Origin of the sequence: Micromonospora sp. DH13, from assembly GCF_020873825.1 — a bacterium.
Lineage (GTDB): Bacteria > Actinomycetota > Actinomycetes > Mycobacteriales > Micromonosporaceae > Micromonospora > Micromonospora haikouensis.
In genome coordinates, this window is record NZ_JAHWGR010000001.1 from 334,717 (window position 1) to 348,313 (window position 13,597).

The window sequence follows — 13,597 nt, forward strand, 5'->3', positions numbered from 1 at the left end:
CAATACGCATCCGTGCCCTGCTCGTCGCCCTCCGTGTCGGCGCAGGTGCCGGCCCCGCGGACGGCATTCTCGAAGAGATCGCGGGCCGCGGACGCCGGTCGGGGTGGGCACGGTCGAAGAAGCGGACCGGCGGCGGGGCCGGCACCATGCGCAGCAGGACCGCGTCGCCGCCGGCCGCGGCCTGTCACGCCGAGGAGAGACACGTGGCACACATCGATCTGGGTCTGGACGAGACGCAGTACCCGGGCATCAGCGGGCTGATGCGTTACCGGCCGGAGACCGCCGTGGCGCTCAACGCCCTGGCCGAGGCGTTGCTGCACGCCCCGCACCCCACCCTCAGCGCCGGCGAGCGGGAGCTGATCGCCGCGTACGTCTCCGGGCTCAACGAGTGCACGTTCTGCTGCTCGTCGCACTCGGCGTTCGCCGCCGCCCAGCTCGACGGCGGCATGCCGCTGGTGACCCAGGTCCGGGCGGACCCGGACACGGCGGAGGTCTCCGCGAAGCTGCGCGGCCTGCTGCGGGTCGCCGCCGCCGTCCAGGCGGGCGGCCGCACCGTGAGCGCCGCGCTGGTCGACGCGGCCCGCGCCGAGGGCGCGACCGACCTGGAGATCCACGACACGGTGCTGATCGCGGCCGCGTTCTGCATGTTCAACCGCTACGTCGACGGGCTCGGCACCCGGCTGCCGGAGGACCCGTCGGCCTACACCGAGACCGCGCAGCGGATCAAGGTCGGCGGGTACGTCGGCTAGGCCCGAGCGGCCCCGGCCCGGCGGGCGCGGTCCCGCGCCCGCCGGCACGACCCGCGTCCTAACCGTTGTACGGCATGGTGGGGAACCAGCCGTAGCCGAACATGGCGGGCAGCCGCACGTCCCAGTAGACGACCATGAACACGCCCAGCGCGATCAGCAGCGCCCCGGTGACCGCGGCGGTGCGGGCGGGGCTGGCGGCGAGCCACTGCACGAACCGGCCCCGGGTGACCACGATGACCAGCGCGAACAGGGCGGCGACGATGGCGATGTTGCCCAGCGACTGGAGCACGAACGCGCCCGCGCCGTACAGCGGGTTGCCGGTGTCCACCGCCCAGTGGAACAGCTTGTTGAACAGCGGGTACGGCCGGCCGATGAGGAACCCGCCGACGAGCGCGCCGAGCACCACGACCCGGGCGACCGGGCGGTGCGCGAACGGGTCCGGCAGCGTGCCGAGGGCGGCCAGGCCGAGGTAGACGAAGGCGAGGCCGATCACGCCGAAGACGACCATCGACTGGACCAGGCGCACGGGCAGCCCGCCGACGGTGCCGGTGGACAGCTGCGGCAGCCGGTCGCCGAGCAGCACGCCGACGAAGCCGTACGTCGCGGCGACCGCCACCATCCCGACGGTGAGCCAGCCGACCGGCCGCAGCAGGACGCGCAGCCCGGCCCGGGTCGCCCCCGCCCCGCCGGCCTGGCTCATCGGGCCGACGGCGGCGGCCATCGCGATGTTGCACGCCGTGAACGTGCCGGCCAGGCCGGAGACGAAGGCGAAGACCAGGCCCGCGACGGTGCCACCGATGGCGGTGCTCTTCGCGTCGTGGCCCAGCAGGGTGTTGGCGACGTTGTCGCCGATCACGTGGTCGACGAACTCGTACGACCACAGCACCGCCAGCAGGACTCCCGCCGCGACGCCGCCCAGGACGATCCCGCGCGAGCGCGGGTGGGTGTGCGCGGAGAGGTGGACCGCGCGTCCTCTTTCGGTGACAGCCATGGATGGATTGTGGGGACGGGTGACCCCATCGGCTTCTTCGAGGTTGCCCGATCGCCCCGGCAGGACGGCAACCTCGAACAAGTGTTCGCGCACCCGCATCCTCCATCGTGGACACATGTCGGTCAACCCGCACCAGTGGCGTCGCGTCCGCACCTCCGTGCCCGTCGTCCTCGGGCGGCTGCTCGACCTCGTCGACGATGCCCCGCCCGACCGGCCCGCCACCGCGCACTGGACGGTGGCGGACACCATGGCGCACCTGTGCGGCGTCGCCGCGATGGGCCTGGCCCTGGTCCGGGGCGGCCCGCCCGACCTGCCGGTGCCCGACCTGCTCGAACTGCGCCGGCGCACCACGGTCGACACGATCTCGGTGATGAACGCCGAGGTGCTGCGGCACTTCACCGAGCGGCGGCTGCCGGTGCTGGCCGACCGGCTGCGCGCCGACGTCGAGGAGGTGCTGCGGGCGGTCGACGAGGCCGGTCCGGAGCACGAGGTGTCCTGGCTCGGCGGGGCCCGGCTGCCGGTCACGGGCCTGCTGGCCCACCTGCTCAACGAGCTGAACCTGCACGCCTGGGACATCGCCCGGGCGATCGGCCGGCGCTGGGTCGTCGATCCCGCCGACGCGGCGCTCTTCGTGGACCTGTTCATGGTGGGCATGACCAGGCGCGGTTACGGCCGGCTGCTGGACCGGGACGGCCCGGTGCGTCCGGGGACCATCTCGGTGAACTTCCGGCACCGCTTCGGCCCCGAGGTGACGATGGCCCTGGCCGATGGCCGGGTGACGGTGGCGCCGACCGAGTCCCGTCCGGACGTCCGGCTCTCCTTCGACCCGGCGGTGTTCACCCTGATGTTGTTCGGCCGGGTGTCCCGGCCGCGCGCGGTCCTCGCCCGCAAGCTGTGGGTGGGCGGCCGCCGGCCCTGGCTGCTGCCGGTCTTCCTGCGCACCATGCGCCTGCCGTCCTGACCTGGGCCGCCGCCCTTGCCGGCCCCCGGGACGGGCGGCCGTGCCGGCGGACGACGGCCGGCCGGCGGCGGGAGGCGCGGGGCGCAACACGGAAGAAGTGCCCGCACGGCGACGGGTGCGACCGTGGGACGGACAAGGTCCACAAGACCGGAGAGCCTTCCCAAGGAGGACTGGTGACTGTAACCGAAACCCCCACGCGCGAGGAGATCCTCAGCCGCGTCGCCAAGGCCGAGCCGGTGCTGCGGGAGCACGTGGCCTGGTCGGAGGAGAACCGCCGGCTGCACGAGGCGACAGTCGAGGCGATGGCCGAGGCGGGCATCTTCCGGATGCGGGTGCCCAAGCGCTACGGCGGCTACGAGTGCGACGGCGCGACGCTGGTCGAGGTTGGCGCGGCCCTGGGCCGCATCGACGCCTCCGTGGCCTGGGTCGCGATGGTGAACTGGATCCCCACCTACCTGGTCTGCATGTTCCCCGACCAGGTGCAGGACGAGGTCTTCTCGACCCCCGACGTGCGGGTCTGTGGGACCAACGCCCCCAAGGGCACGATGGTGCCGGTCGAGGGCGGCTACATCCTCAACGGCCGGTGGCCCTTCGTCAGCGGGGCGCACCACGCGCACTGGATGGAGGCGGCGGCCGTGATCCTGCGCGACGGCGCCGAGCCGGAGCCGGTCATGACCATGGTGCCGATGTCCGACATGGAGCTCGTCGACGACTGGCACACCACCGGGCTGCGCGGCTCGGGCAGCATCACGACGGTGGCCACGAACGTCTTCCTGCCCGCCGAGCGGGTCATCCCGCTGGGCGCGGCGCTCGCCCCGAACACGCTGTCGGAGACCAACCGGAACATCCCGATCTATTCCACCCCGGCCACGCTGGTCGCCGCGGTCTCCGGGGTCGGCATGCTGGTCGGGATCGCCAAGGCGGCGTGGGACACCTTCTTCGACCGGCTCCCCGACCGGAAGATCATCTACACCGACTACCCGAGCCAGGCCGAGGCCCCGCTGACCCACCTGCGGGTCGGGGCCGCCGCCCACAAGATCGACCAGGCCATGTTCCACGCCCGGCGGATCGCCGAGGTCGTCGACCACAAGGCGTTCAGCGGCGAGGCGTGGACCGTCGAGGAGCGGGTCCGGGTGCGCGCCGACCAGGGCGAGGCGGCCCGCCTGGCCAAGGAGGTCGCCGACACCTTCCAGATGGCCAGCGGCGGCACCTCCATCTACAGCGACGTCCCGATCCAGCGCATCGTGCGGGACATCACCTCGGCTGCGCTGCACGGCCTCGTCGTCCCCGACGTCAACACCGAGCTGTACGGCCGGGTGCTGTGCGGGCTGGAGCCCAACACCCTCTACATGTGACGCCCGACCACCGCGCCGGCGCTCCCACCACCGCCGCTGGGAGCGCCGGCGCGGCGCGGCGTCAGCGCACGGCGGTGGGGGAGGGCGTCGCGGTGCCGCCCCGGGGCGCCTGCGGGGTCATCAGCCGGACGATCTCCGCCTGGTCGGCCGCCGAGGGCAGACCCCAGTCGGGACGGTAGCCGTACACCTCGCGCAGCGGCGTGGCGGAGGTGCGCCCGTCGAGGATCTCCACCGAGTCCGCGTCGATCAGCCCCGGGTGCTCCACCCCGCACGCCTCGGCGACCTTTACCAGGTCCCGGCGCAGTGTCCGCAGGTAGTTCGCCGCCCGCACCGATTTGCGCGCCGGGTCCAGGCCCCGGGCCAGCCACGGGTGCTGTGTCGCCACCCCGGTCGGGCAGGTGTCGGTGTGGCACTTCTGGGCCTGGATGCAGCCGATCGCCAGCATCGCCTCCCGGCCCACGTTGACCATGTCGCAGCCGAGGGCGAACGCCACCACGGCGTTGTCGGGCAGGCCCAGCTTGCCGGCGCCGACGAACACCACCTGCTCGTGCAGCCCCCGCTCGGCGAAGACCTTGTAGACCCGGGAGAAGCCCTGCTGGAACGGCAGCGACACCGAGTCCGTGAAGATCAGCGGTGCCGCGCCGGTGCCGCCCTCGCCGCCGTCGACGGTGACGAAGTCGACCCCCCGGCCGGTGTCGCGCATCAGGGTGGCCAGCTCCGCCCAGAAGCCGAGGTCACCGACGGCGGACTTGATCCCCACCGGCAGACCGGTCTCGGCGGCCAGCAGCTCCACCCAGTCCAGCAGGCTGTCGCAGTCGGCGAACTCGGCGTGCCGGGACGGGCTGACGCAGTCGCGCCCCTGCGGGACGCCCCGGGTCGCGGCGATCTCCGCCGACACCTTCGCCCCCGGCAGCAGCCCGCCCAGGCTCGGCTTCGCGCCCTGGCTCAGCTTCACCTCCAGCGCCCGCACCGGCGCGCCGGCGACCAGATCCTTCAGCCGGGCCAGGTCGAACCGGCCGCGCTCGTCGCGGCAGCCGAAATATGCGGTGCCGAGCTGGAACACCAGCTCCCCGCCGCGCCGGTGGTACGGCGACAGGCCGCCCTCGCCGGTGTTGTGCAGGCAGCCGGCCAGGGCCGCGCCCCGGTTGAGCGCCGACACGGCGTTGCCCGACAGCGAGCCGAAGCTCATCCCGGAGATGTTGACCACCGACTCCGGCCGGAACGCCCGCGCCCGCCCCCGGGCCGCCCCGAGCACCTTCGCGCACGGCAGCCGCACGTCCTGCCCGGCGGCCGGCGCCGACGGCGGCACGGCCCGGCCGAACGTGCGGTGCTTGATGATCGGATAGCCGGCCGTGTACTCGATGTCGTTGTCCGTGCCGAACCCGAAGTAGTTGTTCTCCTGCTTCGCCGACGCGTACACCCAGCGCCGCTGGTCGCGGGTGAACGGCCGCTCCTCGTTGTTGCCGGCCACGATGTACTGCCGCAGCTCGGGGCCCAGCGACTCCAGCAGGTACCGGGCCCGTCCGAGCACGGGGAAGTTGCGCAGCAGGGCGTGGTCGCGTTGCAGGACGTCGCGGGCGGCGAGGGCCGCGACGGCGGCGGTGACGGCGGGTACGGCTCGGCGGGCCCATCTCATGCCGCCAGTCTCCCCGCACCCGCCGGCCGCCGCACGGTTCGTCCGCGCCCCGCCGTGTGCTGCACCTGCCATGGGAAAGGCCCGTGTCGGCTTGCTGATGCCACGCATAACCCGCAGGTTTCCCCGCAGGCGCGGCACGGTAGGGTGTCGGCGTGGCGATGTTCCGGATCGGCGAGGCAGCCGAACTGCTCGGCGTCAGTACCGACACGGTGCGACGCTGGGTCGACGCCGGCCGCCTCGCCGCCACCCGCGACGCGCACGGCCACCGGGTGCTCGACGGCGTGGACCTGGCCGCCTTCGTCCGGGCCGCGGCCGCCGCGCCCGAGGAGCACGCCGAGCTGTCCTCGGCGCGCAACCGGCTGCGCGGCATCGTCACCGCGGTGGTCAAGGACACCGTCATGGCCCAGGTCGACATCCAGGCCGGGCCGTTCCGGGTCGTGTCGCTGATGAGCCGCGAGGCGGTCGACGACCTGGGCCTCGAGGTCGGTGCGATCGCCGTCGCGGTGATCAAGTCGACGACGGTCGTGGTGGAGCGGCCGTCCGCTGCGAAAGGCAGGACCGGCACGTGACCGGAACGACGACCCGCACCGCCCTCGCCGGGGCGTTCGCCCTGGCCCTCGCCCTCGCCGGTTGCGCCGGCGGGTCCGACCGGCCGGCGCCGGGGGAGAGCGGCGCCGAGGTGCGCGGCCCGGTCACCGTCCTCGCCGCGGCGTCGCTGACGGAGTCGTTCCACCGGCTCGGCGACGAGTTCGAGGCCGCCCACCCGGGCACCACCGTCACCTTCAGCTTCGCCGGCAGCTCGGCCCTCGCCACCCAGGTCAACCAGGGCGCCCCCGCCGACGTGTTCGCCGCCGCGTCCCCGGCCACCATGCGCCCGGTCACCGACGCCGGCAACGCCGCCGGCGAGCCGGCCACCTTCGCCCGCAACCAGCTGGTCATCGCCGTGCCGAAGGGCAACCCGGGGGGCGTCGGCGCGCTGGCCGACCTGACCCGGCCCGGGGTGAAGGTGGCGCTCTGCGCCGAGCAGGTGCCCTGCGGCGCAGCGGCCCGCACCGCCCTGGACGCCGCCGGCGTGGCGCTCACCCCGGTCACCCTCGAATCCGACGTCAAGGGCGCGCTGGCCAAGGTGCGCCTCGGCGAGGTCGACGCCGCGCTGGTCTACCGTACCGACGCCACCGCCGCCGCGTCCCAGGTGGACGCCGTGGAGTTTCCCGAGTCGGCCCGGGCCGTCAACGACTACCCGATCGTCGTGCTGCGTCAGGCCGGCAACCCGACGGCCGCGCGGGCCTTCGTCGCGTACGTGCTGTCCGACCGGGGCCGGGCCGCGTTGACCGCCGCCGGGTTCCAGCCGCCCCGGGCCTGACCGCCGGTGGTACGCCCACCCGGCCCGGCCCCGCGCCGCCGCGTCCCCGGCCGGCGGGTGCCCGTCGCCCTGTTCGTTCCCGCCGGCCTCGGGCTGGCCTTCCTCGTGCTGCCCCTGACCGGGCTGCTCGCCCGCGCACCCTGGGCCACCCTGCCGCAGCGGCTCGCCGCGCCGGGGGTGCTCACCGCGCTGCGGCTGTCCCTGCTGACCGCCACCGGAGCGACGCTGCTCTGCCTCGCCCTCGGCGTACCCCTGGCCTGGGTGTTGGCGCGGGTGCGGTTCCCCGGCCGGCGGCTGGTGCGGGCGCTGGTCACGGTGCCGTTGGTGTTGCCGCCGGTGGTCGGCGGCGTGGCCCTCCTGCTGGTCTTCGGCCGCCGGGGGCTGCTCGGCGGCTGGCTCGACGCGACCTTCGGCGTCACCCTGCCGTTCACCACCGCCGGGGTGGTCCTCGCCGAGGCGTTCGTGGCCATGCCGTTCCTGGTCATCGCCGTCGAGGGCGCCCTGCGCGCCGCCGACAGCCGGTACGAGGAGGCGGCCGCCACCCTGGGCGCGGGCCGGTGGACGACGTTCACCCACGTCACGCTGCCGCTGGTCGCCCCCGGCGTGGCGGCCGGCGCGGTGCTGTGCTGGGCCCGCGCCCTCGGCGAGTTCGGCGCGACCATCACCTTCGCCGGCAACTTTCCCGGCCGCACCCAGACCATGCCGCTGGCCGTCTACCTGGCCCTGGAGACCGACCTGGAGGCCGCGATCGTGCTGAGCCTGGTGCTGCTCACCGTCTCTGTGGCGATCCTCGCCGGCCTGCGCGACCGCTGGGTCACCGGCCCGTGACCGCCGCCGGGCCGCGCCGCCGGGCGGCCGGGACCCCGCTGCTCGACGCCCACCTCGTCGCCGACCGGGGCGGATTCCACCTCGACGTGGCGCTGCGGGTGCGGGCGGGGGAGGTGGTCGCGCTGCTCGGGCCCAACGGCGCGGGCAAGACCACCGCGCTGCGCGCCCTGGCCGGCCTGCACCCGCTGGCGGCCGGGCACCTCACCCTCGACGGGGTCGACCTCGACCGCCCCGACGGGCGGGTGTGGGTCCCGCCGGAGCGCCGCCCGGTCGGCGTCGTCTTCCAGGACTACCTGCTCTTTCCGCACCTGAGCGCCCGCGACAACGTCGCCTTCGGTCCCCGCCGGCGCGGCGCGGACCGGCGCGCCGCCCGCGCCCGCGCCGACGCCTGGCTGGACCGGGTCGGCCTCGCCGGCTACGCCCGCCGCCGTCCCCGGGAGCTCTCCGGCGGCCAGGCCCAGCGGGTGGCGCTGGCCCGGGCCCTCGCCGTGGAGCCGACCCTGCTGCTGCTCGACGAGCCGCTCGCCGCCCTCGACGCCCGCACCCGGGTGGACACCCGCGCCGAGCTGCACCGCCATCTCGGCGCGCACCCCGGCGCGACCGTGCTGGTCACCCACGACCCCCTCGACGCGCTGGTGCTGGCCGACCGGCTGGTCATCGTGGAGGGCGGCCGGGTGGTCCAGGAGGGGGACGCGGCCGCCGTCACCGCCCGCCCCCGCACCGACTACGTCGCCCGCCTGGTCGGGCTGAACCTGCACCGGGGCCACGCCGACGGCCACCAGGTGCGCGTCGGGGCGCTGACCCTGACCGCCGTCGACCGCGTCGTCGGGGAGGCGTTCGTCGCGTTCCCGCCCGCCGCCGTGGCCCTGCACCCGGCCCGGCCCGACGGCAGCCCTCGCAACACCTGGCCCGCCACGGTGGCCGGGGTGCAACGGCACGGGGACCACCTGCGGGTCGAGTTGGACGGCCCGCTGCCGGTCTCCGCCGACGTCACCCCGGCGGCCGTCGCCGCGCTGCGGCTGCGCCCCGGCCAGCAGGTGTGGGCGGCGGTGAAGGCCGCCGAGACCCGCGCGTACCCGGCGGGCGGCTGATCCGCACCGGCTCAGGTGGTCGACGCCTCCGGCCCGGTCGGCACGCGGCCGGCGCGGGGACGCGGGGCGTGCTCCCGCGCCAGTGACCAGCCGTGGCACCACTGCCGCTCCGGCGTCTCGTCCGCGGCCACCGCGAACGCGGTCAGGGCCGCGACCGCCTCCGGGCACCAGTGCGCGGCCGTCTGCGCGACGATGCGGGACAGCGCCTCCTGACGCCGGCGGAGCACCTCGTCGACCAGGCCGGCCCCCGTGGCGCTCAGCCGCAGCCGCACCACCCGGCGGTCGCTGGCCGAGCGGGTCCGCTGGACCAGCCCTTTGGCGGCCAGCCGGTCGCACATCCGGGTGCCCGCGGAGGGGGCGACGCCGAGCTCGGCGGCGATCTCCGCCGCGCGTTGGGGCCCTCGCGCGGCCAGGACGACCAGCGTGCGGAACTGGGACAGGGTGACCTCCGGGCCGATCCCGGCCAGCGACCGGGTGGTCAGCCCGACGAGGGCCCCGCTGGCGGCCAGGAGCGCCGCCACCGCCTCGTCCTCGATGCCCGGCGGTGGATCGGCCATGGTGGACCTCCGGCTGCGGTGCGGGCGGCGGGAGTCCATCATGGCAGCAAAAATCCGTTTTGCGTAGCGACAGGCCGGTATGCGCACCCGCCCTGCCGACCCGGGGCGTTGCTGACGGATCAGGGGACCAGCGCAGCCTGGCGGGACGGGTCAGCCGCGGGTGTTCCAGACCAGGGGCGCTTTGCGGATCCATGCGTCGTCCTCGATCGTCTGAACGAGGAACCGGGCGAGGTCGGCGCGGTTGATCCGTGCGCCGGGCCTTTCGGTGCCTGCCTCGGCGGCCCGCACGGGACCACCGGCGGGCTTGTCGGTCAGGGTCACAGCGCGGGCCAGGGTCCAGTCGATGCCGGACGAGGCGTGGATGACCTGGTCGACCCCGGTGTGGTCCTCGAAGCCTGCCTTGATGTTCGACAGTTTGATGAACGCCCTGACCAGCGGGTTGAGCCGGGCCCAGTCGCCGCCCGCGCCCTGCGTGGACGTCAGCACGATGCGGCGGATGCCCTGCTCGCCCATGACGGTGAGAGTGTGGCGGGCGGCGACGGTCATGAACATCGGCGGGCTGACCGGCTTGGCCCACGGGTTGTCGGAGGCGCGGGCGTTGTTCAGGACGCTGATCACCCCCTCGGTGCCTTCGGCAGCCCGGCGGATGTCGTCGATGTTCGCAGGGGTGCCAGGGATCAGCTCGACGCCGGCCGGTGCCTGCACCTTGTCGGGGTCGCGGACGAGGGCGCGGACGCGGTAGCCGCGCTGAGCCGCGTACGCCAGCACGTGAGCGCCGGTGCGGCCGCTGCCGCCGAGGACGAGGAGGTTGCTCATGGTGATCAGGTGCCTTTCGCTCAGTTCAGGGGTGGATCAGGCGCGCTCGGGGACGGCGCAGCCGTCCGGTCCGCAGACCGGCTCATCGCCGGCGTGGTCGGCGAGGGTGCGGGGATGGCTGTCGCTGTCCTGGGCGCCGGGCACGCCGTAGCGGTCGTCGATGACGATGAACGGCGCGCCGGTCGCCCCCAGGCGCTGGGCGCGGGCCGCGTCGTCGCGGACCTGCTGGCGGTAGCGGCGGTCGGTGAGGGCCTGGCGGGTCTGCTCGCGGTCCAGGCCGAGTTCGTCGGAGAGCCCCAGCAGGTCGTCGGAGGAGAAGACCGGCTCGGCCCTGCCGAAGTAGGTGGTGAAGACCGCGTCCCAGGCCTCGCGGTTCTTGCCCTGGGCGCTGGCGTGGGCGAGGAACTCGTGCGCCAGATCGGTGTTACCCACCTTGTTGTCCAGCACCTGGTACGGGATGAGTCCCTCGCTCTCGGCGAGCTTCTCGATCCGCCGGGTCGAGGTCTCGGCCTGGCTGCCGCCCATACCGTGCCGGCGGAGCAGGGCCTCGCGGACGGAGAAGGTGTCTCCCTCGGGGAAGCTGCTGCTGAGCGGGAACGAGTGGTGGACCAGTTCCACCTCGTCCGCGTGCTCGAACCGCTCGATGGCCTTGGCCACCCGGTAGTTCCCCAGGCCGCACCAGGGGCAGGTCACTTCGGCCCAAATGTCCACCTTCATCACTAACCTCCTTTTCTTACGACTTGTTTGTAACGCAACGATAGGCCAGCATGGAAGGCGGTACAAAAGGCACACCGGTGTTCGTGTCGGAGAGGAATGTGCGTCATGGAGACGGTCGACGGAGCAGAGGCGACGGCAGGAGCGGCGGCGATCGGGCCGTGCGCGGCCATCCCTGTCGAGCACATGGACTTCATCCGCCAGACCCTCGACCGCGTCGGCGACAAGTGGAGCCTGTTGATCATCGCGGTCCTGGAGTCCGGGCCGCTGCGCTACACCGACCTGCAACGGCAGGTCCCCGGCATCTCCCAGCGCATGCTCAGCCTGACCCTTCGCCAGCTCGGGCAGGACGGGCTGATCACCCGCACCGCCTACGCCGAGGTCCCTCCGCGCGTCGAGTACACCCTCGCCCCGCTGGGCCGCGGGCTACACGAGATCGTCACCTCGCTGATCGGCTGGGCCGCCGACCACCACGACGAGATCCGGGCCAATCGCGAGCGCGCCGCCACGACCGGATCCTGACCGCTACGCAGGCGGTCGCGGACGCGATGCGTCTCATCGGCGTTCGCCTGCGCAAGGTCGTCATCCAGTACGACACCGCTCGCTTCCGGCTCGTACCCCACCTGGCCAAGACGCTCAACGTCGCCACCCCCGAGTCCGCAAGCCGGGGTCGATCTGGATCGAACTGCCCCGCCCTCCCGACGCGAAGTGGGGTCGGCCTGCCACGTCCGCATCGGCCACGCCCGTGCCTCCACGGGCCGGCAATCCCGTGACACCCGGCTCGACTCACCGCACTGCGCCGGCATCACCCGGATCTTCTCCGAGAAGATCTCCACCCGCGCGGCGACGCGGCCCGCGCTCGACCAGGCCGTTCATCTCGCCCAGGAGCTCCGCGCCTCCGGCGCCGCGGTCACCCTCGTCGGCCACGAGCACAAGCACCTGTGCCGCGGGCTGGAACTGGCCGCCCTCGCCATGCTCGCCATGGCACTACACCTGCGCAGTGACGAGATGAGCCTGCGCGACATCGCCTCGCAGCTCGTCGTCACCAGGGGAAAGAAGAACAACTGTTGACCCCTGGTCGCGCATCCGTTGGCAACGCCTCGACGCGGCCGGGCGGGTCGGCCGTCGCCGGCCCGCCCGGCCGGGTCCGTCAGGGCCGCCGGAACGACTGCCGGACCACTCCGCCGACGATCGCGCACCACGTGCCCGTGCCGACCTTGCCGTTGGGCGGCAGGCCGTGCAGCCGCTGCACGTCCTGCACGGCCAGGCGGGTGGCGTGGTCGAACTCGCCGGTCACCGCCACGTCGGCGTAGCCCTTCCAGTTGAGGATGAACTGCACGGCGCTGACCGGCGCGCCGCTGGCGTCCCGGCCCAGCTCGGGGGCGAGGGTCTCCCAGGTCGGCGTGGTGAGGGTGGCGTCCACGTCGACCGGGATGCCGTTGCGGGCCTGCCAGTCCTGCACGGCGGCGACGGTGGCGGCGTCGAACGTGCTGTTGACGGGCACCGCGTAGCCCCGGTGGGTGAGCAGGTACTGCACCACCCGCACCGAGGGGGAGCTGACGAACCGCCACAGGTCCGGCCAGCGCCGGGCCGGCACGTCGCCGAGGCGGGTGCCCAGCTCGCGGGCCACCCGCCTGCGCAGATCCGGGAACTGCCGGTAGAACGCCGTCCCGGGGCACGCGGTGGTGCGGAAGTCCCAGTGGCCGAAGATGTCGTGGGCGTGCAGGCCGTACTGCCGGCCGATCGTGGCGCAGAGCCTGACCAGCGAGTCCAGCAGCGACTCCGGCGGGGTCTCGTCGACGTACGTGCCCTCGTTCTCGATGCCGATGGCGCGCCCGTTCTCGCCCGGGCAGTGCGCGGAGACCATCTGCCGGTCGCCGGCGGCCAGCCGTTCGAGGCTGCCGTGCCGGCCCTCCAGCACGTAGCCGCCGCGGCTGACGGTGAAGTGCTGGCCGGTGTCCGACCAGCCGTTGCCGTCCATGTGCAGGTCCTGGCAGTCCCGGGCCAGCTTCACGGCCTGCTCGCGGGAGTAGTCGGTGACGTTCGGGAACGCCATGTGATGCACGATGATCTTGTTGGTGGCGATCTCGCTGACCGAGAGCGGATCGGCCGGCGGCCGGGCGTCCCACTCGTCGCAGCCGATGATCCAGTCGAGGTCCGCACCGGACGCCGCCCGCGCGGAGGCGGGGGTCGCGAGCTGCGTGCCGACGACGGCGACCGTGGCCGCGCCGAGCCCGGCCCGCAGCAGGGTGCGGCGGTCGAGCTCCGGATGGTCGAAGTGCATGGCATCTCCTCTGTGGCCGACGGCGGCGCATGAGTGAAAAGGAGCTCCAGGAGCAACGCGTGATGTGGAGGATATTGCCAACGCGGGTCGCGCGCCAGGGGTCAGTCGCCGCCCCGACGGTCCGGCCCACTTCACCTAGCCTCCTAGGATGCCTTACGCGACGTGCGCCACGTCGCCACAGCCGACCGACACCGGCGCAACGAAAGCACGCCCGGGGAAGGGGATGCAGCCGTTGCGCCGATGGCCCACTGG

Annotated in this window: 15 protein-coding genes; 9 read left to right on the forward strand and 6 right to left on the reverse strand. The window is 73.8% G+C overall.

Translation table 11 applies throughout. The annotated features are described in order from the left end of the window. Nucleotides 1-203 precede the first annotated feature (203 nt). Complete coding sequence (locus LPA42_RS01395) at nucleotides 204-749, forward strand: carboxymuconolactone decarboxylase family protein (RefSeq protein WP_077940255.1); 546 nt, start codon at nucleotides 204-206, stop codon at nucleotides 747-749. A gap of 58 nt (nucleotides 750-807) precedes the next feature. On the opposite strand, the gene LPA42_RS01400 is transcribed toward LPA42_RS01395, so the two are convergent. Beyond that, nucleotides 808-1,740 (reverse strand): hypothetical protein, encoded by a 933-nt coding sequence (locus tag LPA42_RS01400; RefSeq protein ID WP_077940256.1) that lies wholly within the window; start codon nucleotides 1,738-1,740, stop codon nucleotides 808-810. 115 nt (nucleotides 1,741-1,855) lie between these two features. On the opposite strand from LPA42_RS01400, the gene LPA42_RS01405 reads away from it, so the two are divergent. Together LPA42_RS01405 and LPA42_RS01410 are read left to right on the forward strand one after the other, a co-directional pair. After that, on the forward strand, nucleotides 1,856-2,701 hold the full coding sequence (locus LPA42_RS01405) for a maleylpyruvate isomerase family mycothiol-dependent enzyme (RefSeq protein WP_144082817.1): 846 nt from the start codon (nucleotides 1,856-1,858) through the stop codon (nucleotides 2,699-2,701). A 173-nt stretch (nucleotides 2,702-2,874) separates the two neighbouring features. Beyond that, complete coding sequence (locus LPA42_RS01410) at nucleotides 2,875-4,056, forward strand: acyl-CoA dehydrogenase family protein (protein WP_077940257.1); 1,182 nt, start codon at nucleotides 2,875-2,877, stop codon at nucleotides 4,054-4,056. A 61-nt stretch (nucleotides 4,057-4,117) separates the two neighbouring features. Here LPA42_RS01410 and LPA42_RS01415 read toward each other — a convergent pair whose 3' ends face one another. Then, on the reverse strand, nucleotides 4,118-5,692 hold the full coding sequence (locus LPA42_RS01415) for an FMN-binding glutamate synthase family protein (RefSeq protein WP_077940258.1): 1,575 nt from the start codon (nucleotides 5,690-5,692) through the stop codon (nucleotides 4,118-4,120). Nucleotides 5,693-5,844: 152 nt separating this feature from the next. Between LPA42_RS01415 and LPA42_RS01420 the strand changes: the two genes are divergently transcribed. Genes LPA42_RS01420 through LPA42_RS01435 form a run of 4 tightly spaced genes read left to right on the forward strand, consistent with a single transcriptional unit; the run spans nucleotide 5,845 to nucleotide 8,974 of the window. Beyond that, the gene (locus tag LPA42_RS01420; protein ID WP_091285228.1) at nucleotides 5,845-6,261 is read left to right on the forward strand and encodes a molybdopterin-binding protein; all 417 of its coding nucleotides are present in this window, start codon (nucleotides 5,845-5,847) and stop codon (nucleotides 6,259-6,261) included. Continuing rightward, nucleotides 6,258-7,055, forward strand: coding sequence for a molybdate ABC transporter substrate-binding protein (gene modA / locus LPA42_RS01425; RefSeq protein ID WP_077940259.1), 798 nt, complete (start codon nucleotides 6,258-6,260; stop codon nucleotides 7,053-7,055). The genes LPA42_RS01420 and modA overlap by 4 nt, the downstream gene beginning before the upstream one ends. Before the next feature lie 6 nt (nucleotides 7,056-7,061). Beyond that, a complete protein-coding gene (locus tag LPA42_RS01430; RefSeq protein WP_091285225.1) occupies nucleotides 7,062-7,883 on the forward strand; it encodes an ABC transporter permease in 822 nt (273 codons plus the stop codon). Beyond that, nucleotides 7,880-8,974 carry an ABC transporter ATP-binding protein gene (locus LPA42_RS01435; RefSeq protein WP_198956778.1) on the forward strand — a complete coding sequence of 365 codons (1,095 nt, stop codon included), beginning with the start codon at nucleotides 7,880-7,882 and terminating at the stop codon, nucleotides 8,972-8,974. The genes LPA42_RS01430 and LPA42_RS01435 overlap by 4 nt, the downstream gene beginning before the upstream one ends. Before the next feature lie 11 nt (nucleotides 8,975-8,985). On the opposite strand, the gene LPA42_RS01440 is transcribed toward LPA42_RS01435, so the two are convergent. From LPA42_RS01440 to LPA42_RS01450, 3 genes are all read right to left on the reverse strand, one after another. Beyond that, nucleotides 8,986-9,531 carry a MarR family winged helix-turn-helix transcriptional regulator gene (locus LPA42_RS01440; protein WP_228986238.1) on the reverse strand — a complete coding sequence of 182 codons (546 nt, stop codon included), beginning with the start codon at nucleotides 9,529-9,531 and terminating at the stop codon, nucleotides 8,986-8,988. Nucleotides 9,532-9,681: 150 nt separating this feature from the next. Then, nucleotides 9,682-10,347, reverse strand: a complete 666-nt coding sequence (locus LPA42_RS01445) for an NAD(P)-dependent oxidoreductase (protein ID WP_077940264.1) — start codon at nucleotides 10,345-10,347, stop codon at nucleotides 9,682-9,684. Nucleotides 10,348-10,383: 36 nt separating this feature from the next. After that, on the reverse strand, nucleotides 10,384-11,064 hold the full coding sequence (locus tag LPA42_RS01450; RefSeq protein ID WP_077940265.1) for a DsbA family protein: 681 nt from the start codon (nucleotides 11,062-11,064) through the stop codon (nucleotides 10,384-10,386). A gap of 105 nt (nucleotides 11,065-11,169) precedes the next feature. On the opposite strand from LPA42_RS01450, the gene LPA42_RS01455 reads away from it, so the two are divergent. After that, the gene (locus tag LPA42_RS01455; RefSeq protein WP_096761750.1) at nucleotides 11,170-11,583 is read left to right on the forward strand and encodes a helix-turn-helix domain-containing protein; all 414 of its coding nucleotides are present in this window, start codon (nucleotides 11,170-11,172) and stop codon (nucleotides 11,581-11,583) included. Nucleotides 11,584-11,769: 186 nt separating this feature from the next. After that, nucleotides 11,770-12,132, forward strand: a complete 363-nt coding sequence (locus LPA42_RS01460; protein WP_077940267.1) for a hypothetical protein — start codon at nucleotides 11,770-11,772, stop codon at nucleotides 12,130-12,132. Nucleotides 12,133-12,211: 79 nt separating this feature from the next. Here LPA42_RS01460 and LPA42_RS01465 read toward each other — a convergent pair whose 3' ends face one another. Next, nucleotides 12,212-13,345 (reverse strand): peptidoglycan-binding protein, encoded by a 1,134-nt coding sequence (locus tag LPA42_RS01465; protein ID WP_077940268.1) that lies wholly within the window; start codon nucleotides 13,343-13,345, stop codon nucleotides 12,212-12,214. Nucleotides 13,346-13,597: the final 252 nt, after the last annotated feature.